Source organism: Pseudomonas sp. B21-047 (assembly GCF_024748775.1).
In the GTDB taxonomy this organism is placed as follows: Bacteria; Pseudomonadota; Gammaproteobacteria; order Pseudomonadales; family Pseudomonadaceae; genus Aquipseudomonas; species Aquipseudomonas capeferrum.
Window position 1 is genome coordinate 1,067,695 of sequence record NZ_CP087169.1, and the last position, 20,081, is coordinate 1,087,775.

Below are 20,081 nucleotides of genomic sequence, written 5' to 3' on the forward strand. Positions count from 1 at the left end.
ATCGGGTCAACATTCGATGATGTTGACGGCCAGACCGCCGCGGGCGGTCTCCTTGTATTTGCTTTTCATGTCGGCGCCGGTCTGGCGCATGGTGCGGATGACCTTGTCGAGCGACACGAAGTGCTGCCCGTCGCCGCGCAAGGCCATGCGCACGGCGTTGATCGCCTTCACCGAGCCCATCGCGTTGCGCTCGATGCAGGGCACCTGGACCAGCCCGCCGATTGGGTCGCAGGTCAGGCCCAGGTTGTGTTCCATGCCGATCTCGGCGGCGTTCTCCACCTGTTGCACGGTACCGCCCATGACTTCGCACAGGGCCCCGGCAGCCATCGAGCAGGCCACGCCGACCTCGCCCTGGCAGCCGACTTCGGCACCCGAGATGGAGGCGTTTTCCTTGTAGAGGATGCCGATTGCCGCCGCCGTGAGCAGAAAGCGCACCACGCCGTCTTCGCTGGCGCCTGGGACGAAGCGCATGTAGTAGTGCAGTACCGCCGGGACGATGCCCGCTGCACCGTTGGTGGGCGCAGTGACCACGCGCCCGCCGTAGGCATTTTCCTCGTTGACCGCCAGGGCATAGAGGTTCACCCAGTCCAGCACCGACAGGGCATCGCGCAGGCTGGCTTCCGGGTGTTGGCTGAGCTGGCGGTACAACGCCGGGGCCCGGCGCTTGACCTTGAGCCCGCCTGGCAGAATGCCCTCATGCCGGTAACCGGCCTCGACGCAATCCTGCATCACCTGCCAGATCCGCAGCAGGCCGGCGCGGGTTTCGGCCTCGGGGCGCCAGGCCGCCTCATTGGCCAGCATCACCTGGCTCACCGACAGATGGTGTGCAGTGCAGTGCCCGAGCAATTGCTTGGCGGTTGTGAACGGGTAGGTGAGTACCGTGCTGTCCTCGACGATGCGGTCGTGCCCCGCAGCCTCTTCGTCGACCACGAAACCGCCGCCCACCGAGTAGTACTCGCGGCTGCGAATTTGCAAACCGGCACTGTCCAAGGCGCGGAAGATCATGCCGTTGGGGTGATAGGCCAGTGGCTTGCGGATCATCGCCAGGTGCTGTTTTTCGATGAAGTCGATTTCGTGCTCGCCGAGCAGGCGCAGGCGGCCGCTGTCACGGATCGCCTGCAGGCGGGCGGGGATGGATTCGGTGTCGACGGTATCGGGGTGCTCGCCTTCCAGGCCAAGCAATACCGCCTTGTCGCTGCCGTGGCCCTTGCCGGTGGCGCCGAGTGAGCCATACAGCTCGGCCTTGACGCTGACCGTGTCGGCCAGCAGGCCGTCGCGGCGCAGGCCTTCGGCGAAGCGTGCAGCGGCGCGCATGGGGCCGACCGTGTGGGAGCTGGAGGGTCCGATGCCGATCTTGAACAGGTCGAAGACGCTCAGTGACATGGTGGTGCCTCCATTTGAACTTTTTGGGGCCGCGCGGCGGCCCCAAAGTTCTACAGACCGCCTCAGGCGTCCTGATAGCTCTCGATCGACGGGCAGGCGCAGACCAGGTTACGGTCGCCGAACACGTTGTCGACACGGCCGACCGGTGGCCAGTACTTGCTTTGCACCAGGCTCGGCAGCGGGTACACAGCCTGCTCGCGGCTGTAGCCATGGGCCCAATCGCCAACCAGTTCCGCTGCGGTGTGCGGGGCGTTTTTCAGCGGGTTGTCGTCCTTGTCCAGGCTGCCGTTTTCCACGGCGCGAATTTCTTCGCGGATCTGGATCATCGCGTCGCAGAAGCGGTCCAGCTCTTCCTTGGCCTCGCTTTCGGTCGGCTCGATCATCAGCGTGCCGGCTACCGGGAAGGACATGGTCGGGGCGTGGAAGCCAAAGTCGATCAGGCGCTTGGCCACGTCGTCGACGCTGATGCCGCTGGTGTCCTTGAGCGGGCGCAGGTCGAGGATGCACTCGTGGGCGACCAGGCCATTACCACCGGTGTACAGAACAGGATAGTGCTCTTCCAGGCGGCGGGCGATGTAATTGGCGTTGAGGATCGCCATTTGCGAGGCGCGCTTGAGGCCGGCACCGCCCATCATGCGGATGTACATCCAGGTGATCGGCAGGATGCTGGCGCTGCCGAACGGCGCGGCGCACACCGCGCCCTGCGGGTTCTCCAGCTGCGCATGGCCCGGCAGGAAGGGCGCCAGGTGCGACTTGACGCCGATCGGGCCGACGCCCGGGCCGCCACCGCCGTGGGGGATGCAGAAGGTCTTGTGCAGGTTCAGGTGCGAAACGTCGCCGCCGAACTTGCCCGGGGCGCACAGGCCGACCATGGCGTTCATGTTGGCGCCGTCGATGTAAACCTGGCCGCCGTTGTCGTGGATGATCGCGCAGATTTCGCCAATCGCTTCCTCGAACACGCCGTGGGTCGACGGGTAGGTGATCATGATAGCGGCCAGGCGCTCGCGGTGTTCGATGGCCTTGGCCCGCAGGTCCTCGACATCGACGTTGCCACGGGCATCACAGGCGGTGACTACCACACGCATGCCCGCCATGTTGGCGGTCGCCGGGTTGGTGCCGTGGGCCGAGGACGGGATCAGGCAGATGTCGCGATGGGCCTCGCCGCGGCTGCGGTGGTAGGCGCGGATGGCCAGCAGGCCTGCGTACTCGCCCTGGGAGCCGGCGTTGGGTTGCAGCGACACCGCGTCGTAGCCGGTGGCGGCGCACAGCATGGCTTCCAGCTCGGTGGTCATCTGCAGGTAACCCTGGCTCTGTTCGGCCGGGGCGAACGGGTGCAGGTTGCCGAACTCGGCCCAGGTGACCGGGATCATTTCACTGGCAGCGTTGAGCTTCATGGTGCACGAGCCCAGGGGGATCATGCTGCGGTCCAGCGCCAGGTCCTTGTCGGCCAGGCGGCGCAGGTAACGCATCAGCTCGGTTTCGCTGTGGTAGCGGTTGAACACCGGGTGTTCGAGGATCGCCGACTGGCGCAGCAGGCCGGCAGGCAGCAGCGAGCCGGTGCTGGCGGCGAGGGTGGCGAAATCGGGTTGCGGCTGGTCGCCGGCCAGCAGTTGCCACAGCGCTTCAACGTCCGCCTGGGCGGTGGTTTCGTCGAGCGACAGGCCGACATGGCCCGCATCGACCTGGCGCAGGTTGATGCGCTGGGCACGGGCCTTCGCGTGCAGGCTGGCGGTGGCTTCGCCGGTTGCCAGGGTCAGGGTATCGAACGCGCTCTGGCCGACGACCTGGATGCCCATGGCCTTGAGGCCGGCGGCGAGGATGGCGGTCAGTGCGTGGGTGCGTTGGGCGATGCGCTTGAGGCCGTCCGGGCCGTGGTACACGGCGAACATGCTGGCGATGTTGGCCAGCAGCACCTGGGCGGTGCAGATGTTGCTGGTGGCCTTTTCGCGGCGGATGTGCTGCTCGCGGGTTTGCATGGCCAGGCGCAGGGCGGTCTTGCCGAAGCGGTCGATCGACACGCCTACCAGGCGGCCCGGCATGTCGCGCTTGAAGGCATCACGGGTGGCGAAGTAGGCCGCGTGCGGGCCACCGAAGCCCAGGGGCACGCCGAAGCGCTGGGCGCTGCCGATGGCCACGTCGGCCTCGAACTCGCCCGGCGGGGTCAGCAGGGTCAGGGCCAGCAGGTCGGCCGCCACGGCCACCAGGGCGTTGGCCGCGTGCAGGCGCTGGACCAGTTCGCGGTAGTCGAACACTTCACCGTTGCTGGCCGGGTACTGCAGCAGTGCGCCGAAGAAGGCGCTGACATCGGTCAGCTCGCGTTCGTCGCCGACCACCACGTCGATGCCCAGCGGCTCGGCACGGGTGCGCAGCACGTCAAGGGTTTGCGGGTGGCAGTGCACCGACGCAAAGAAGGCATGGCTGCCCTTGTTCTTCGACAGGCGTTTGCAGAAGGTCATGGCCTCGGCAGCGGCGGTGGCTTCGTCGAGCAGCGAGGCGTTGGCGATCGGCAGGCCGGTCAGGTCGCTGATCAGGGTCTGGAAGTTCAGCAGCGCTTCCAGGCGGCCTTGGGAAATCTCGGGCTGGTAAGGGGTGTAGGCGGTGTACCAGGCGGGGTTTTCCAGCAGGTTGCGCAGGATCGGTGCCGGGGTGTGGGTGTTGTAGTAACCCTGGCCGATGTAGCTCTTGAACAGCTGGTTGGTGCCGGCGATGGCTTTCAGCGCCGCGAGGGCGTCGGCTTCGCTCTGGCCATCTTCTGCGCCGAGCACGCTGGTGCCCTTGATGCTGTCGGGGATGACCGCAGCGGTCATGGCGTCCAGCGAGTCGAAGCCCAGGGTGGCGAGCATGGCCTGTTCGTCAGCGGCGCGTGGGCCGATGTGGCGGGCGATGAATTCGTTGGCGGTGCCGAGGTTGATGGTCATGGTGTGGTTCCTCAGGCGTCGTCGTTGGCTTTGATCAGGCGGTCGTAGGCGTCCTGGTCGAGCAGGGCGGTCACTTCGCTCATGTCGGCCGGGATGAAGCGGAAGAACCAGCCTTCGCCCATCGGGTCTTCGTTGACCAGCTCAGGGCTGTCCTCGAGCCCTTGGTTGACGGCGACTACTTCACCGGTCAGTGGCATGTACACGCCGCTGGCGGCCTTGACCGATTCGACGGTGGAGGCTTCGGTAGCTTTTTCGTAATGCTGCAGCTCCGGCAGTTGCACGAAAACCACATCGCCGAGGGCGTTCTGGGCGAAGGCGGTGATGCCCACGGTGACGCTGCCGTCGGCTTCAACGCGCAGCCATTCGTGATCTTCGGTGAAACGCAACTCGCTCATGGGAAATCCTCGAAAGCAGGGCGGTAGGCGTGGTTAGCCACGCACTTGTTGGATTTCCTGTAGCAAAAATGTGGCCAATAAAATAAAACGCTTATAAATCAATGGCTTGATAAATATTCGAAAGCCTGTTGAAAAAAAAGGTGGAATGAAATCGATACAGAACATCCACGGCCCAAATCGCTAGTCGTGGCAAACCCTTGCAGATACACAACGGAGTAGGGGTGTATTGATTTCAATACGATGTATTGAAATCAATACAGTCACATCATCCAAGCCTGTCGGGCTACACCAGGCTCAGGCTGGCGACGCTTGACGCTGTTGCAGGCGCACCGTCAGCATCCCCGACAGCGAGATCAGCCAGAGCACCGCGAACACGCCCGCGATCGCCAGGTTCGACGCCAAGGGCAGTGCACTGACGATGCCCGAAGCCAGCGACCCGAATACCAGCATCAGGCAGCCCTGCAGGCTGGCCGCCACCCCTGCGCGGTCGGGGAAGAGGGACATGGAGCGGGCCATGGCGTTGGAGAAGATAAAGCCCTGGCCGAACGCGACAAGCATGATGCCACCCAGGATGCTGACCAGGTTCAACCCAGCAGGCATGGCGGCGATGCTCAACACGCCGAGCAGGAACAGCAGCATGCCCGTCCACATCAACGTGGCCGCCTGGACCCTGCGGATCAACGCGCGATTGACCAGCGTCCCAACCAGATAGCAACTGCCCACCGCCAGTGCCGTAGTGCCGAAGTATTGGGCGTCGTGGCCCAGCCGCTCCTGGACGATATGCGGGCCGATCACGTTCCACAGCAAAAACGCCGAGAAACTCGCGCCCAGTACAATTACCGACGAGCGAAAGCGCCCGTCAGCCAGGATGCACCGGTAGCCAACCAGGGTTTGCATGGCACTGCGACGGGCAGTGGCGGGCAGCGATTCCTTGAGCCCGGCCAAAACGAACGCCATCACGATCACGGCATAGACCGCATACAGGACGAAATTGTAGCGCCAGCCCAGGTAGACCTCGATCATGCCGCCCACATACGGTGCGATGACGGGCCCGAGGCCGAACGCCAGGCTCAGATAGATAATGGCCACATAGAAGCGCGGGCCCTTGACGATATCGACCAGCAAGGCACGGGCAACCACTTGGCATGCACCAATCGCAAAACCTTGCAGTGCGCGGGCCACCAAGAGCATTTCGATGGAGGTCGAGAAGGTGGCCAGCAGGCTGCCGCTGAGGAACAGCGCCAGGCCCAGGATTACCGCCGGCCGGCGCCCGCGTGCATCGGTCATGATGCCGAAAAACAGCTGGCCGATGGCGTAGAACAGCAAGGTGATGGTGATGGTGTTCTGCATGAGCGACGGGCTGGCGCCCAGCTCATGGCCGATTGACGGCATGCTGGGCGCATACAGGTCGATGGCGATCCCCCCGACGCTATTGATCAGGGGAGCAAGGAACACGATGAAATTCTCGTAACGCTTGTTTGCGTTCATGGTTACCTCCAGTGCTCCGGGCACGGCCATGCCCGGAGCCAGATGTGGTCAGGCGGATGCCTGGCAGGTGAAATGCGGCTGGCTCAGCGCCAGGGCGGGGGCATTGCCCCAGGTACTCGGCGCAGACAGGCGCGAAGCCACCACCCGTGGTCCGTGTTCGTAGTAGTTGCCCCAATTGACGCCAGGGTCCCTGAGCCTGTTGCGGTCGGCACCGCCCAGGTCCTCGAGGGTGTCTACGAGGGGGATCAGCAACTGCCGCACCTGCTCGGTGGCGGTCAGCACCACCAAGCCGAAATTTCGCAGGGCCAGTGTCTTGATCACGTTGTTGAGCAGGTACTTCCCGGCCCCGCTACCGCTATGAAACGAGGCGAACGCGCCAACTTCGGCAATGCGTGCCCGATCGATGTGGTAGCGCTCATCCAGGCTCTGGTCCAGGTAGTACTCGCTGAACAGCTTGCCGGAATCGCCGTAGCTGATCCCCGCACAGGCATAACCTGGGGCCCCACCGTTGGCGCCGGTCAGGCAGACGAACAGATCGGGCTGTGGCTCTGGCGTCGCGCCATAGTGCTTGAGGTAGTGGGCACGTACCGCTTCCTGCAGGCATCGGTAGCCAGGTCGGCCTTTGTAGAAATTACGCACGATGTACATGGTGGCTTCCTCAGGCGTACATCTGGTCGATGAACCGGGCTTCGATCTCGGCCCTGCGTGGCCGCCCCGTGACCGTGTAGAACTGATCACGGAAGGTGGCGATGTCAGCGATGACGCGAATCTGCCTGACCCTGGCAAAGTCGGCGAGCCGGTGCTCCAGGCGCGCCATTTCCTGGCGGACCGAGTCTGCGCAGGCGCTGCTCAAGACAATGGCGCAGGGCTCGTCCTTGCCTTCACCCATGACGATCATGTCGTCTACCAGGGCGCTCTCCTTGTAGACGTTCTCGACCCACTCGGGCGAGATGTTGCGTGCGGTAGACAGGATGATCACGTGCTTCTTGCGGCCGGTGATGTACAGAAAGCCGTCGCGAAATTCGGCGATATCGCCGGTATGCAGATAACCGTCGGACAGGTCGCAGGCTGTATCGTCGGCGTTGTAGTAACCGGCACAGAGGGTCGGCGTGCGGACCAGCAGTTCACCGTCGACCAGCTTGGGTTCGATACCATCGAGCAAGGTGCCTGCCGACCCGATACGCCGTTGCGCCGGTGAGTTGAGCGAAATGATCGAGGAGTTCTCGCTCAGGCCATAGGCTTCGAACACCTGTACGCCGTGCGCCTCCAGGGCTTCCAGGACCGTGACCGGAATTTTCGCGCCGCCGGTGATGATGTGCGGGCGTTGTGGCCCGAACAGTTCCTCGACCGAGCAGTGCTCGAGCAGCAGGTTGGCCTCTTCCAGCAGCTTGGGCGGCAGGTACAGGAAGTTCGGCTGGTTGGGCGCAATCAGCTGCAGGTACTGCCGTGCGTTGCCGCTGGCTGCGCCGTATTCGGTCATACCTTCGGGCATGAGGGTCAACGTGCCGCCCGAAAGAATCGGGATGAACACCCCCAGCACCTGCTCGATCAGCAAACTCATGGGGACGATCGAGAAGTAGTGCAGCGGCTGTTGCGGCAGACGCTTCATCACGTTATCGACCAGCAGCCCGACTGCCTCGTCGCGGATCATCACCCCTTTGGGTTTGGAGGTGGTGCCCGACGTGTGGATGATCGAAACAATCCCGTCCGGGATGAGCTCGTCCTCCTGGCGCCACTCGTCACCGATGGTGTCGTGCATGAGTTGCGCGGGGATGAAGCACGCCTTGTCCGGCAGAATAGCGTGCAGGCGGGCGGCGGTTTGCTCATCGCTGACGAACACTGCCGCCGCTTTGCCCAGTAGGCTGCCGATCTGGTCGTCGGAAAACTCGATGGGCACCGGCAGCAACACACCGCCTACTTTTTGGATCGCCAACAAGGTGTACACCCACTCGTAGCAAGAGCGCATGGCGATGCCAAACACTTTGCGTTCGCAGCGGCCAACCCGCCCCTCCAGTGCACTGGCCAGTCGCATCACGTCACGGCGTAACTCGTGCAAGGTGTAGGCGCGACCGTTCATTTCCTTGATCACTACGCGGTCTGGGGTGGCGGCCAGGTAGTCCTGCATTTTTTGGCTGATCATTGGCCGATACCCCCAATGCGATAGCTTTGCGCGCCGAATATGCGCCGAGAGGGGTCATCCAGGCGCCGGCGCCCGTGCATGACGCGCGTGTTGTCGATTACCACCAGGTCGCCCTTCTGCCAGAAGTGGCTATACGTATTGCGGGCGGTCACTTCTTTGATCTCGTCCCATATATCCAGGGCGATATCCTCGCCATCGGCCCAGGTGATAAGCGGCGGTTCATAGTTGACGCTGGGGCCGAGCATTGAATTGCAAAACGCTTGCTTGCCGCTGAAGCAACTGGTTTCAACCGCCGAGATAATCAGTTCGGACGCAATCAGGTTCTGATCGATGCGGCGATAGGTTTGGCCACTGACCTGTTGATTGACTTGGTGCAAGTGCTCGTCGGTGATGTCATCGATGGGCAGTTGCAGTTCAATGCTCAGAAAACGTTTTACATTGTTCCAGGGGATGCGCCGGCTGTAACGAATCTCGCGGTTCTCAAAACACTTTCGGGTTTTCGCAGACAAGTCGAACAGTACGCGTTGGCCGTCGCACAAGGTCGTTTCAGAGCCCACTGCTGCAGGCTCCAGGCAGTAGAACCACTGCAGGTCGGGGTTGAATGGCAAGTTACCGTTCTCACGGTGCAGCCCCATTTCATTCACACCGGCCTCGATTTCTGCCGTGTTGGCCGTAGCGGCTTTGCGGGCAGGGTCGAATGTCACGCGAGCGGAATGCGCGCTGACGAAATCGTTGAAGTCCGGCAGTGTATCGGCAAAGTCGCGGTAGATAATGGCGCCACTGTGGGCGAGGTCTTCGTAGAGTGTCGCACTGTTGATCGAATCGCCTACCCGCAGGGCGCGGTCGACGGCATAGATACATTCGAAACCGTAGCACGGTGTCGGTTGTCGATAGAACGGAAACACCGTGGATTGTACGTGCGCCAGCATGACTTATTCCTCCTTGAACTGTGGGTCAGGTAGAACATCGCTACCCGATAACCTCACAGTAAGTGAAAAGAACAAGCTGCTGGTTTTAAGAAATTTAAACGCCCTGGGAAAATTTAATAAAGCGGGGTCATCGTTCCGTCAACAGCGTTTGCGCCACCGCTTCGACCAGTGCGCGCAGGCTGGAAATATCCTTGCTGTCGCTGCGATCGCGCGACCAGATCATGTCGAGGGTGAAACTGGGGAAGCCCAGCGGCGGTGTGCAGACCTTCAGCCCAGGTGCGATGCGCAGGTGCGGCAACAGGCGTGCGGGCAGTGCCACCGTGGCTGGCACGGCGGCCACAATATTCACGCAGGCCTGATAACCATTGGCGCGCACCAGCACGTTGCGTGATCGGCCAACCTTGTCCAGCCAGCTGTCGACCATGTTCTTTTCCGATATCCACGGTGTCGGGAACACATGGGGCGAAGCACAGAACTCGTCCAGGCTCATGGCCTCTTCACTGGCCAGCATGCCTTGGCTGGTCACGCACACGAAATCATCACTGAGCACCGGTTGCCATTGCAGCTCGGGGTGCATCTGGTGATAGCCCGGGCCGAAGCCGATGGCAATGTCGATGTCGCCTGAAATCAGCCGGTCCACCGGCAGGTCACGGCTTAAGCGATCGAGGTGCAGCGAGGTATTGCCGTGTGTACGTGACAGTACCGCCAGCGCCTGCGGCAAGAAGGAAAGTTCGAAATACTCGGGCGCGCAGATGCGCCAGATCTTGCGCTGTGCTTGTGGCGAGGCGCTGCTGTCGTCCTCGGCGCAGCGGTTTACGGACTCGACCACCACGCGAAGGTACGGCGCAATCTTTTCCGCTTTGGTGGTGGGTTTCAGCACCCCTTGCGAAGACGAGAACAGGGTGTCGTCGAAGCACCCGCGCAGGCGCTTCAGGCAATAACTGACGGTGGGCTGGCTGATATTCATCAATTCGGCAGTCCGCTTGGCGCTGCGCAGTTCGAGCAGGTTGATGAACACCACGATGTCCTGCAGATCCAATTGCTTCAGGTAATTGCTGTGAAGCATGAAAATTCCTCCTGAATTTTCCAGTTCATTGCCTGGGCGCACCCTCACCTGGCAGATGAGCGAGCATTTGCTTCAACACCTGCGCGAATAGCTCACGCTGCTCGGCGCCCAGGGGGGCCAGTACCAGCTCCTGGATCTCAGTATGGGTAAGGACTGCCTTATCAATCAATGCCTTGCCCTGTGCTGTGAGGGCCACTTGGGAGCTGCGCTTGTCTTGATTGTCGGCAATGCGCTCGACCATCCCGGCGCTTTCCAGTCTCGTCAAGCGGTTGGTCATCGCGCCGGACGTTATCAGCAACGAGCGATACAGCTCGGTTGGCGTCAGGCGGTAGGGTGCCCCTGCACGGCGCAAGGTTGCCAGGACGTCGAATTCGCCCTCTTTGAAGCCATACTGCGCCAGGGCTTCTGCACGCATGCGCTCCAGGTGCTTGCTGATACGCGCCATTCGGCCAAAGATTTCCATGGAGGAAACATCCACGGAAGGCATCGCCTGCGCCCACTGCGCGACGACGAAATCGACATGATCGTTCATTGCTGCACTCATCGTTGAACCTGGAAATGTTTAACCAACGCACCTTCTGAACCCCCGCGCCTTTTAACAATCTTAACGTTAAGTTATCTTGGCGCGATGAAGCTCAAGGATCAGGAGGCAGCATGGCTTTTTTCATACATGGACAGCACCGTCACTATTATCATGACACCGGCTCCGGCAGCCCCGTACTCCTGCTGCATGGCTTTGCCAACAGCGGCAGGGCGTGGATGCCGCAGCTCAGCGCGCTGCTTGGCCTCGGGCACCGTGTCATCGTACCCGACCTGCTAGGGCACGGTGCATCCAGTGATGCCCCCGAAGGCATCACCGCCCATGCCCAAGCCTTGGAAATGCTGGCGCTGCTGGACCACCTCGGGCTCGACAGCGTCCAGCTGGTCGGCTTGTCCCTGGGGGGCATGGTGGCCCTTGAGATGGCCTGTAATGCCCCGCACGCAGTAGAGAAACTGATCGTTGCCGGCACGTTCGCCAGCATGAACACTGCACATCGTAAGGGACTGCTCAGCGAGTGGGCGGCCGCCTTGGGCAAGCAGGATGGTTGCCTTAAACACTTCAAGTCGAGCTGGCCCGCATTGGTCGGTGCGGACTTCGCCGCCTCGCCCCGTGGTCAGCGGCTTTACCAGGCGTGGCACGCCCAGGCCGCGCAGTTACGGGCGCACAACCAGATCCGCTGGTGCGAGGGCATGAAGCAGTACGACCTGACTGGCGATTTGCAACGCATTCAGGCCGCCACACTGGTACTCGCCGCAGAATTTGACCCGATCAGCCCGAGCGCCGAAGCCGAAGCCATCTGCAACAACATCGGTCACGCTCGCCTGGCCACCCTCGCGGGCGAGGGGCACGTATTCAACGTACCGCTCGCACAGGCATTCAACCAGGCAACCGGTGCGTTCCTGCAGGAGCCCCTCCATCATGACTGATACCCCCAACAAAGCCTGCGTCGGGTTGCTGGCGATACTGATCGGCTTGAACCTGCGCCCGGTCATGGCTGCCATCGGCCCGCTGCTGCAATTGCTGCAGCACGACCTGGGGCTGAGCAACACCCAAGCCGGCCTGCTGACGACCTTGCCGGTGATGATGATGGGCGTGTTCGCGTTGTCCGGCCCCTGGCTGCTGCGTCTGGTCGGTGAGACCAAGGGCGTGGCTGCAGGCATTGTGCTGATTGCGCTGAGCTGCGCTGCACGCGCCTACGTCAGCACTGCCGAAGCGCTCATCGCCACAGCGGCACTGGGTGGTATCGGCATTGCGATCATTCAGGCGCTGATGCCGGCGTTCCTCAAGGGCAGCCATCCGCAAAGTGCTGGCATGCTGATGGGCTTGTTCACCACCGGTATCATGGCGGGCGCCGCGTTGGCCGCCGCCACGGCAGCACCTGGCGCCGGCCTGTTCGGCTGGCAACTGTCGTTGGGCTACGCTGCCGTCCCGGCATTGGTCGCCCTGATCGTCTGGCTGCTGCTAGCGCGTGGGACCCCTGGCAGACAGGTGTCGGCCACATTGCCCTACCGTAGCCCGCGGGCCTGGTTGCTGTTGCTGTTCTTCGGCATTGGCACAGGTGCCTACACCTTGGTGCTGGCCTGGTTGCCGCCGTTCTACATCGAGTTGGGGTGGACAGCAGCCGAGGCGGGTTACCTGCTGGGGGCATTGACCGTCACCGAAGTGCTCGCCGGCTTGCTCGTGTCATCCTTGATCCAGCGCTTTGCGGATCGCAGATACCCCTTGGTGTGGGTCATTTTGCTATTGATAGCAGGGTTGGCCTGCCTGATGGTCGCGCCGGTAGCGTTGGCGGCCGTGGCCACAGTGTGTCTGGGCCTGGGCATTGGGGCGCTTTTCCCACTCTCGTTGATCGTTGCCATGGACCACGCGGATTCACCGGCCAAGGCTGGCGCGCTGTTGGCGTTCGTGCAAGGTGGTGGGTACCTGATCGCCGCCAGCATGCCACTGCTCGCCGGTATCGTGCGTGACCAGCTCAGCTCATTGCACTGGGCTTGGGCGGTGATGATGATCGGCGCCTTCGTGCTGCTGGGGTTGAGCACACTGTTGCGTCCGCCGTTGCGGCACAAAGAAGCCATGGTTCGTCAGGCTTGAATCGGCAAGGCTGACGCGCCTATTCCGGTTACCGAGCGTGCGTGCCAGTTCGGCCGCACGCATGCCGCTGATTTTTCACCAAATCTTATGATTTTCCCGATATGCCGTACTTGCGCAGCCGCTGTGCAATGGCGGTGTGTGAAGTTTGCAGCCTGCCGGCCAGCTGCCGTGTCGACGGATAGCTGGCATACAAGCGCTGCAACAGCTCCCGTTCGAAGTTCGCCACGGCCTGCTCCAGGCTCGCCACTTCGCCATCCTGGCCACGGGCCACCGAGGTGCCAGCGATGTCCAGGTCGCCAATGTCCACCAGGTTGCTCTCGCAAATGGCCGCCGCGCGGAAAATCACGTTCTGCAATTGCCGCACGTTACCTGGCCAAGGGTTGGCCAGCAGCGCCGAATGGGTGGCCGGGGTTAGGCGGCAAGCGGGGCGCTGAATCTGCGTACAGGCCTGCTGCATGAAGAAATGCGCCAGCATCAGGATGTCCTGGCCACGGTCACGCAAGGGCGGCACTTGCAGGTTGAGCACGTTGAGGCGGTAGAACAAATCTTCACGGAAGGTGCCTTCGGCCACCATGTGCTCCAGGTCGCGGTGGGTAGCGCTGATGATCCGCACATCCACCTTCACCTCACGGTCACCCCCCACGCGGCGGAAGCTGCCGTCGCTGAGAAAACGCAACAATTTGGCCTGCAGGTACGGCGACATTTCGCCGATTTCGTCGAGAAATACCGTGCCTTGGTTGGCCAGCTCCATCAACCCGGGTTTGCCACCCCGTTGCGCGCCGGTAAAGGCGCCTGGGGCATAGCCGAACAGCTCGCTCTCGGCCAGGCTCTCGGGCAGCGCGGCGCAGTTCAGGGCCAGAAACGGCGCAGCGTGGCGGCTGCTGATGGCATGGCAGGCACGGGCCACCAGCTCTTTGCCCGTGCCGGTCTCGCCGTGTACCAGCAAGGGCGCATCCAGGGCCGCCACACGCAATGCGCGGGCCTTGAGGGTACGGATGGCCGGTGATTCGCCGAGCAGCGCGTCGAACCCTTCAGCATGGTCATGGTGCAACGCCGAAAGGCGTTCCCCCATGCGCGTCGGTGGGTACAGGGTCAGCAGGCCGCCGGCGTTGGTGATGGGCGTGGCGTCGAGCAACAGGCTCTGGCCGTTGAGCTGCATTTCGCGCATCGGCAGGTGGAAGTTGTTGTCCTGCAGGGCCTGCAGCAGGCCGTTGTCGCCGAACAGTTCGCCCACCGAGCGCCCGGCCGATTCGCGCCCGCACAGGGCAATCAGCGCCGGGTTGGCCAGCAACACCAGGCCTGCGCTGTCCACGGCCAGTACCGGGTCGCTCATGGCCGCGAGCAGGGCATCGAGCTGCAGGTGGCGGCGTTGGCCCGGGAGGATGTCGACCACATCCACCGACTGCACGCCTTGCACGTCGAACAAAGCGTCGTGCAGCTCTTCGAGCACGGCGGGGCTGAGGGTCGGGGCGTCGATGTAGACGTTCGGCGGGACCATCTCCACGGCGTCCAGGTTGAGGTGGCGGGCACCGAGCAGGGCGAGGACTTCCTGGGTGATGCCGACGCGGTCGATGAAGCTGACGTGGATGCGCATGGGGAGGCGGTTGGTCATGGCCGGGGAGGGCCGTAGTATGCCTTGATAGGTGGGCTTGGCCCAACACTGCCGGGGCTGCACAGCAGCCCCAGTTCATTGTTACTCCAGATGTTCAGGCTTGATCGGGTCGCCCGACTTCACCTCGAGTTTTTCGCGAATATCGCTGAACATGAAGTCATAGATCTTGTGCGGCGACCCCAGGTTCTCGAATTTCTTCGGCGGTGCCAGGTAGGACTGAGCCTTGCGGGTCAACAGCATGAGGAAACTGGGCAGCACTTGGTCCTTGGCCAGGAAGAACTTTTCGTCCACCGTCTTGCCTTCGATGCTGCCATGCATGTGGAACTGAATGCCTCTGCCTTCCTTGGGATCCGACGCTGCCTCGTATTCGATGTTCAGGTCATAGCTGTGGTCATTGGTGTTCAGCGCGCTGCGCTCGATGTGTACATGACCAGGGTGGTACTGGGCCATGGCAAGCTCCTTTGGAAGGTCGAAAATGGCGGACGCCAGGCGCCCGCCCACTGCATTCAACGGTAGCTGATCCCAGGCGTGGCGGTGGAAACCCGGGTGCCCGCGGTGCCTTTGACAATGTCCTCGATGTTTTCCAGCGAGCTGATCACCGCCACTTTGCCGGTGTTACGGGCAAAGTCACTGGCCGCTTGCACCTTTGGCCCCATGGAGCCGGCGGCGAAGCCTAGGCGTTCGAGTTCGTCGGGGTGGGCCTGGGCAATGGCTTTTTGCGTGGGCTTGCCCCAGTCAATGTAGGCCGCATCGACGTCGGTGGCGATGATCAGAAGGTCGGCTTCCAATTGCTCGGCCAGCAGGGCAGAGCACAGGTCTTTGTCGATGACCGCTTCGATGCCTTTGAGCTTGCGGTTTTCATCGTACATGGTGGGGATGCCACCGCCGCCGGCGCAAATCACGATGCTGCTCTTTTCCAGCAGCCACTTGATCGGGCGGATCTCGAAGATGCGCTTGGGTTTGGGGCTGGCCACCACGCGGCGGTACTTGTCGCCGTCGGGCTTGACCACCCAGCCTTTTTCCTTGGCCAGGCGCTCGGCCTCTTCCTTGCTGTAGACCGGGCCGATGAACTTGGTCGGGTCTTTGAAAGCGGGGTCGTTGGCGTCCACTTCAACCTGGGTGAGCAGCGTGGCGAACGGTACTTCGAACGCCAGCAGGTTGCCCAGCTCCTGTTCGATCATGTAGCCGATCATGCCTTCTGTCTCGGCACCGAGCACGTCCAGCGGGTAGGCTTCGTCGGGCTTGTAAGACAGCGCCTGCAGTGACAGCAGGCCTACCTGCGGGCCGTTGCCGTGGGCGATGACCAGCTCGTTGCCGGGGTGGATCTTGGCGATCTGCTCGGTGGCGGTGCGGATATTGGCGCGCTGGTTGTCAGCGGTCATGGGCTCGCCGCGACGCAGCAGGGCGTTGCCGCCCAATGCAACAACGATACGCATGGGGAATGTCCTTTATCGGGAATTTTGACGGTCGACGCAGCCCCGATGGGGCACGGGCAAGCCCGCGCGCCATCGGGGCCGGTGTGGCCTTTAGAGGTCAGCCAGGGTCGACACCAGGATCGCCTTGATCGTGTGCATGCGGTTTTCCGCTTGCTCGAAGGCGATGCAGGCCGGTGACTCGAACACGTCATCGGTCACTTCGATACCGTTGGCCAGGTCCGGGTACTGTTCGGCAATCTGCTTGCCGACCTTGGTGTCGGAGTTGTGGAAGGCCGGCAGGCAGTGCATGAACTTGGTGCGCGGGTTGCCGGTAGACTTCATCAGCTCGGCATTCACCTGGTAAGGCTTGAGCTGCTTGATGCGTTCGCCCCAGGCTTCGATGGGCTCGCCCATCGATACCCACACGTCGGTGTGCACGAAGTCCACGCCCTTGACCGCAGCTTTCGGGTCTTCGGTCAGGGTGATGCGGGCGCCGCTTTCTTCAGCGTACTTTTTGCAGCGTTCGACCAGGTCGTCATGCGGCCACAGCGCCTTCGGCGCGGCAATGCGCACGTCCATGCCAAGCTTGGCACCGATCAGCAGCAGCGAGTTGCCCATGTTGTTGCGGGCATCGCCCAGGTAGGCGTAGCTGATGTCGTGAAGTGGCTTGTCGCTGTGCTCGCGCATGGTCAGCACGTCGGCGATCATCTGGGTCGGGTGGTACTCGTCGGTCAACCCGTTGAACACCGGCACGCCGGCGAACTTCGCCAGTTCTTCGACGATTTCCTGCTTGAAGCCACGGTACTCGATGGCATCGTACATGCGCCCGAGCACGCGGGCGGTGTCCTTCATGCTTTCCTTGTGGCCGATCTGCGAGGAGTTGGGGTCGATGTAGGTGACGTTGGCGCCCTGGTCATAGGCCGCGACTTCGAAGGCGCAGCGGGTGCGGGTCGAGGTCTTCTCGAAGATCAAGGCAATGTTGTTGCCCTTCAGGTGCTGCTGTTCGGTACCGGTGTACTTGGCGCGCTTGAGGTCGCGGGACAGGTCCAGCAGGTAGCGCAGCTCGCGCGTGGTGTGATGTTCGAGGCTGAGCAGGTTGCGGTTGTGAATATTGAACGCCATGACGGTTTCTCCTTGAATTCGGTGAGGTGCCCGGCCGCAGTCTTGTGGAGGCGGCCGGGTGTGATGGTCGTTAGTAGTCGAGCGGGTCGCGGACGATCGGGCAGGTCATGCAATGGCCGCCGCCACGGCCCCGGCCAAGTTCGCCGGCGCTGATGGTGATGACCTCGATACCGGCCTTGCGCAGCAGGGTGTTGGTGTAGGTGTTGCGGTCGTAGCCGATGACCACGCCGGGCTCTACCGCCACCACGTTGTTGCCGTCATCCCACTGCTCGCGTTCGGCGGCGAAGCTGTTGCCACCGGTTTCGACCACGCGCAGCTTGACGCCCAGTTGTTCGCCGACCACGTCGAGGAACGACTTGTTCTCGCGGCGCACGTCCATGCCATAAGGCTTGCTTTCGTCGGGGCGGATGATGAACGGCACGATCTCTTTCACCACTTCCGGGAAGACCGTGACCAGGTCGCGGTCGCAGAAGCTGAACACGGTGTCCAGGTGCATCGCGGCGCGCGATTTCGGCAGGCCGGCGACGATGACTTTTTCCACCGCGCCTTTGGCGAACAGGTTCTGCGCCAATTGGCCGATGGCCTGGCGCGAGGTGCGCTCGCCCATACCGATCAGCACGATGCCCTTGCCGATCGGCATCACGTCACCGCCTTCGAGGGTGGCGTTGCCGTGCTGTTTGTCCGGGTCGCCGTACCAGACCTGGAAGTCGGCACCGGTGAACTCCTTGTGGAACTTGTAGATGGCGGTGGTCAGCAGGGTTTCCTGGCGTCGCGCCGGCCAGTACATCGGGTTGAGCGTAACGCCGCCGTAGATCCAGCAGGTGGTGTCACGGGTGAACTGGGTGTTGGGCAGCGGTGGCAGGATGAAGCTGGAGTGGCCCAGGTAGTCGTTGTACATCTTGACCACATCGGCGCCTTCGCTCTGCGGCAGGTCCTGACCTGCCACGCCGCCGATCAGGAACTCGGCCAGATGGCGTGGCTCAAGGCCTTCGAGCCAGCTGCGCACTTCGTTGGTCAGGCCTACGCCGACAGTGTCAGGGGTGATCTTGCGGTCGAGGATCCACTTCAGGGCCTCTTTGTCTTGCACGATGTCGGTCAGCAGGTTGTGCATTTCCAGTACATCGACGCCGCGCTCGCGCATCTTGGTGACGAAGTCGAAATGGTCGCGCTTGGCCTGGTCGACCCAGATTACATCGTCGAAAAGCAGTTCATCGCAGTTGCTCGGGGTCAGGCGCTTGTGTGCCAGGCCTGGGGAGCAGACCATCACTTTGCGCAGTTTGCCGGCTTCGGAGTGGACACCGTACTTCTGTTTTTCAGCGGACATTGTTCATTCCTCCATGTGTGCGAAGACGTGGGTCAAAGGGTCAGGAAGCCGTCGTACAGGCCATAGGCAGCCACCAGGGCGCCGACGACCACGGCCGCGAAGATCAGTTTTTCCACGTTGGTGAAGATAGGTTGGCCAACCTCGCGCTTGGCCTTGGCGAACAGGATGGCCCCCGGGGCATACAGCAAGGCCGAGAGCAGCAGGTATTTCACGCCGCCGGCGTACAGCAGCCAGATGGCGTACAGCAGAGCGATGGCGCCGATGAACAGGTCCTTCTTGCGTTCGGCCAAGGCTTGCTCGTAGGTTTCGTTGCGCAGTGCCAACAGGAATGCATACGCCGCCGACCACAGGTAAGGCACCAGGATCATCGAGGTGGCGAGGTAGATCAGCGACAGGTAGGTACTGCTGGAGAACAGCGTGATGACCAGGAAGATCTGCACCATGGCGTTGGTCAGCCACAGGGCGTTGGCTGGCACCTGATTGGCGTTTTCGCGGCGCAGGAACTCCGGCATGGTGTGGTCTTTGGCGGCGGCGAACATGATCTCGGCGCACAGCAGCACCCACGACAGCAGGGCCCCGAGCAGCGAGATAATCAAGCCGACGCTGATCAGCACCGCACCCCAGTGGCCGACCACATGTTCAAGCACGGCGGCCATCGACGGGTTTTGCAGTTTGGCCAGTTCCGGTTGGGTCATGATGCCCAGCGACAGCACGTTGACCAGCACCAGGAACAGCAGCACGGTGACGAAGCCGATGACGGTGGCCTTGCCCACGTCAGCGCGTTTTTCCGCCCGTGACGAGAAGATGCTCGCGCCCTCGATGCCGATGAACACCCAGACGGTGACCAGCATCATGTTGCGCACCTGGTTCATCACGCTGCCCAGCTCCGGTGTGCCCAGGCCCCAGATGTCGGCGGTGAACACGTCGAGTTTGAAGGCGAACAGGCAGATCAGGGTGAACAGCACCAGCGGCACGATCTTGGCCACGGTGGTGACCAGGTTGATGAACGCCGCTTCCTTGATGCCGCGCAGCACCAGGAAGTGTACGGCCCAGAGCAGGATCGAAGCGCCGATGATCGCGGCGGGCGTGTTGCCCTCACCGAAGATCGGGAAGAAGTAACCGAGGGTGCTGAACAGCAGCACGAAGTAACCGACGTTGCCCAACCAGGCACTGATCCAGTAACCCCAGGCTGAAGAGAAGCCCATGTAGTCACCAAAACCGGCCTTGGCGTAGGCGTAAACCCCGCCGTCCAGGTCAGGTTTGCGGTTGGCCAGGGTCTGGAACACGAACGCCAGGGTCAGCATGCCGACCGCGGTGATGGCCCAACCGATAAGCACCGCGCCAACCCCCGCGCTGGCCGCCATGTTTTGGGGCAGCGAGAAGATCCCGCCACCGATCATTGAACCCACTACAAGTGCAACTAGCGCACCGAGTTTTAATTTTCCGGATGAATCAGACATTTAACAACTCCTGCCAGGAGAAAGTTGACGACAGAATAAATCCGACGCCGGGGCCATTCGCTGACGTGGGTCAGTTCATGGTCATGTGAAGTAGGAAAAATCCTTCACATGGCTCCTGGAGAGTGCCGACAGCTTTGCCGCAGGCCTTGTGGGCTGGCACCTCCATGTCGTACTAGAGCAAACGCTCTGTTCGGCCT

17 protein-coding genes are annotated in these 20,081 nt (G+C 62.3%); 2 read left to right on the forward strand and 15 right to left on the reverse strand.

The features are described 5' to 3' along the window. Nucleotides 1-6 precede the first annotated feature (6 nt). The 9 genes from LOY26_RS04910 to LOY26_RS04950 form a co-directional block, all read right to left on the reverse strand. Nucleotides 7-1,383, reverse strand: coding sequence for an L-serine ammonia-lyase (locus LOY26_RS04910; protein WP_033701059.1), 1,377 nt, complete (start codon nucleotides 1,381-1,383; stop codon nucleotides 7-9). A gap of 62 nt (nucleotides 1,384-1,445) precedes the next feature. Further along, nucleotides 1,446-4,301, reverse strand: coding sequence for an aminomethyl-transferring glycine dehydrogenase (gene gcvP / locus LOY26_RS04915; protein WP_186657102.1), 2,856 nt, complete (start codon nucleotides 4,299-4,301; stop codon nucleotides 1,446-1,448). A gap of 11 nt (nucleotides 4,302-4,312) precedes the next feature. Next, complete coding sequence (gene gcvH, locus LOY26_RS04920; protein WP_033701056.1) at nucleotides 4,313-4,696, reverse strand: glycine cleavage system protein GcvH; 384 nt, start codon at nucleotides 4,694-4,696, stop codon at nucleotides 4,313-4,315. Between the two features lie 294 nt (nucleotides 4,697-4,990). Continuing rightward, nucleotides 4,991-6,184, reverse strand: coding sequence for a multidrug effflux MFS transporter (locus tag LOY26_RS04925; RefSeq protein WP_186657108.1), 1,194 nt, complete (start codon nucleotides 6,182-6,184; stop codon nucleotides 4,991-4,993). A gap of 48 nt (nucleotides 6,185-6,232) precedes the next feature. Beyond that, nucleotides 6,233-6,832 (reverse strand): thermostable hemolysin, encoded by a 600-nt coding sequence (locus LOY26_RS04930; RefSeq protein WP_186657111.1) that lies wholly within the window; start codon nucleotides 6,830-6,832, stop codon nucleotides 6,233-6,235. Between the two features lie 10 nt (nucleotides 6,833-6,842). Further along, nucleotides 6,843-8,324 (reverse strand): AMP-binding protein, encoded by a 1,482-nt coding sequence (locus LOY26_RS04935; protein ID WP_186662930.1) that lies wholly within the window; start codon nucleotides 8,322-8,324, stop codon nucleotides 6,843-6,845. Then, nucleotides 8,321-9,253 (reverse strand): TauD/TfdA family dioxygenase, encoded by a 933-nt coding sequence (locus tag LOY26_RS04940; protein ID WP_186657114.1) that lies wholly within the window; start codon nucleotides 9,251-9,253, stop codon nucleotides 8,321-8,323. The genes LOY26_RS04935 and LOY26_RS04940 overlap by 4 nt, the downstream gene beginning before the upstream one ends. Before the next feature lie 127 nt (nucleotides 9,254-9,380). Further along, a complete protein-coding gene (locus LOY26_RS04945) occupies nucleotides 9,381-10,319 on the reverse strand; it encodes a LysR family transcriptional regulator (protein WP_033701053.1) in 939 nt (312 codons plus the stop codon). A 25-nt stretch (nucleotides 10,320-10,344) separates the two neighbouring features. Beyond that, the gene (locus LOY26_RS04950) at nucleotides 10,345-10,851 is read right to left on the reverse strand and encodes a MarR family winged helix-turn-helix transcriptional regulator (RefSeq protein WP_258714461.1); all 507 of its coding nucleotides are present in this window, start codon (nucleotides 10,849-10,851) and stop codon (nucleotides 10,345-10,347) included. A 122-nt stretch (nucleotides 10,852-10,973) separates the two neighbouring features. On the opposite strand from LOY26_RS04950, the gene LOY26_RS04955 reads away from it, so the two are divergent. Together LOY26_RS04955 and LOY26_RS04960 are read left to right on the forward strand one after the other, a co-directional pair. Next, nucleotides 10,974-11,786 (forward strand): alpha/beta fold hydrolase, encoded by an 813-nt coding sequence (locus tag LOY26_RS04955; protein ID WP_258714462.1) that lies wholly within the window; start codon nucleotides 10,974-10,976, stop codon nucleotides 11,784-11,786. Then, on the forward strand, nucleotides 11,779-12,951 hold the full coding sequence (locus LOY26_RS04960; protein ID WP_186657125.1) for an MFS transporter: 1,173 nt from the start codon (nucleotides 11,779-11,781) through the stop codon (nucleotides 12,949-12,951). Before LOY26_RS04955 ends, LOY26_RS04960 begins: the two co-directional genes overlap by 8 nt. Nucleotides 12,952-13,036: 85 nt before the next feature. On the opposite strand, the gene LOY26_RS04965 is transcribed toward LOY26_RS04960, so the two are convergent. The 6 genes from LOY26_RS04965 to arcD all read right to left on the reverse strand — a co-directional run bounded on the left by LOY26_RS04965 (nucleotide 13,037) and on the right by arcD (nucleotide 19,884). Beyond that, nucleotides 13,037-14,545 (reverse strand): sigma-54-dependent transcriptional regulator, encoded by a 1,509-nt coding sequence (locus LOY26_RS04965; RefSeq protein WP_186663048.1) that lies wholly within the window; start codon nucleotides 14,543-14,545, stop codon nucleotides 13,037-13,039. Nucleotides 14,546-14,644: 99 nt separating this feature from the next. Continuing rightward, complete coding sequence (locus tag LOY26_RS04970) at nucleotides 14,645-15,013, reverse strand: DUF5064 family protein (RefSeq protein WP_033701048.1); 369 nt, start codon at nucleotides 15,011-15,013, stop codon at nucleotides 14,645-14,647. 56 nt (nucleotides 15,014-15,069) lie between these two features. Beyond that, the gene (gene arcC / locus LOY26_RS04975; RefSeq protein WP_033701047.1) at nucleotides 15,070-15,999 is read right to left on the reverse strand and encodes a carbamate kinase; all 930 of its coding nucleotides are present in this window, start codon (nucleotides 15,997-15,999) and stop codon (nucleotides 15,070-15,072) included. A gap of 90 nt (nucleotides 16,000-16,089) precedes the next feature. Next, nucleotides 16,090-17,100: an ornithine carbamoyltransferase gene (locus LOY26_RS04980; RefSeq protein ID WP_016485079.1), complete on the reverse strand. Its 1,011-nt coding sequence runs from the start codon at nucleotides 17,098-17,100 to the stop codon at nucleotides 16,090-16,092. Nucleotides 17,101-17,170: 70 nt separating this feature from the next. Further along, a complete protein-coding gene (arcA, locus tag LOY26_RS04985) occupies nucleotides 17,171-18,424 on the reverse strand; it encodes an arginine deiminase (RefSeq protein WP_033701046.1) in 1,254 nt (417 codons plus the stop codon). Nucleotides 18,425-18,456: 32 nt separating this feature from the next. Further along, nucleotides 18,457-19,884 (reverse strand): arginine-ornithine antiporter, encoded by a 1,428-nt coding sequence (gene arcD / locus LOY26_RS04990; RefSeq protein ID WP_186657128.1) that lies wholly within the window; start codon nucleotides 19,882-19,884, stop codon nucleotides 18,457-18,459. Between the last annotated feature and the right edge of the window lie 197 nt (nucleotides 19,885-20,081).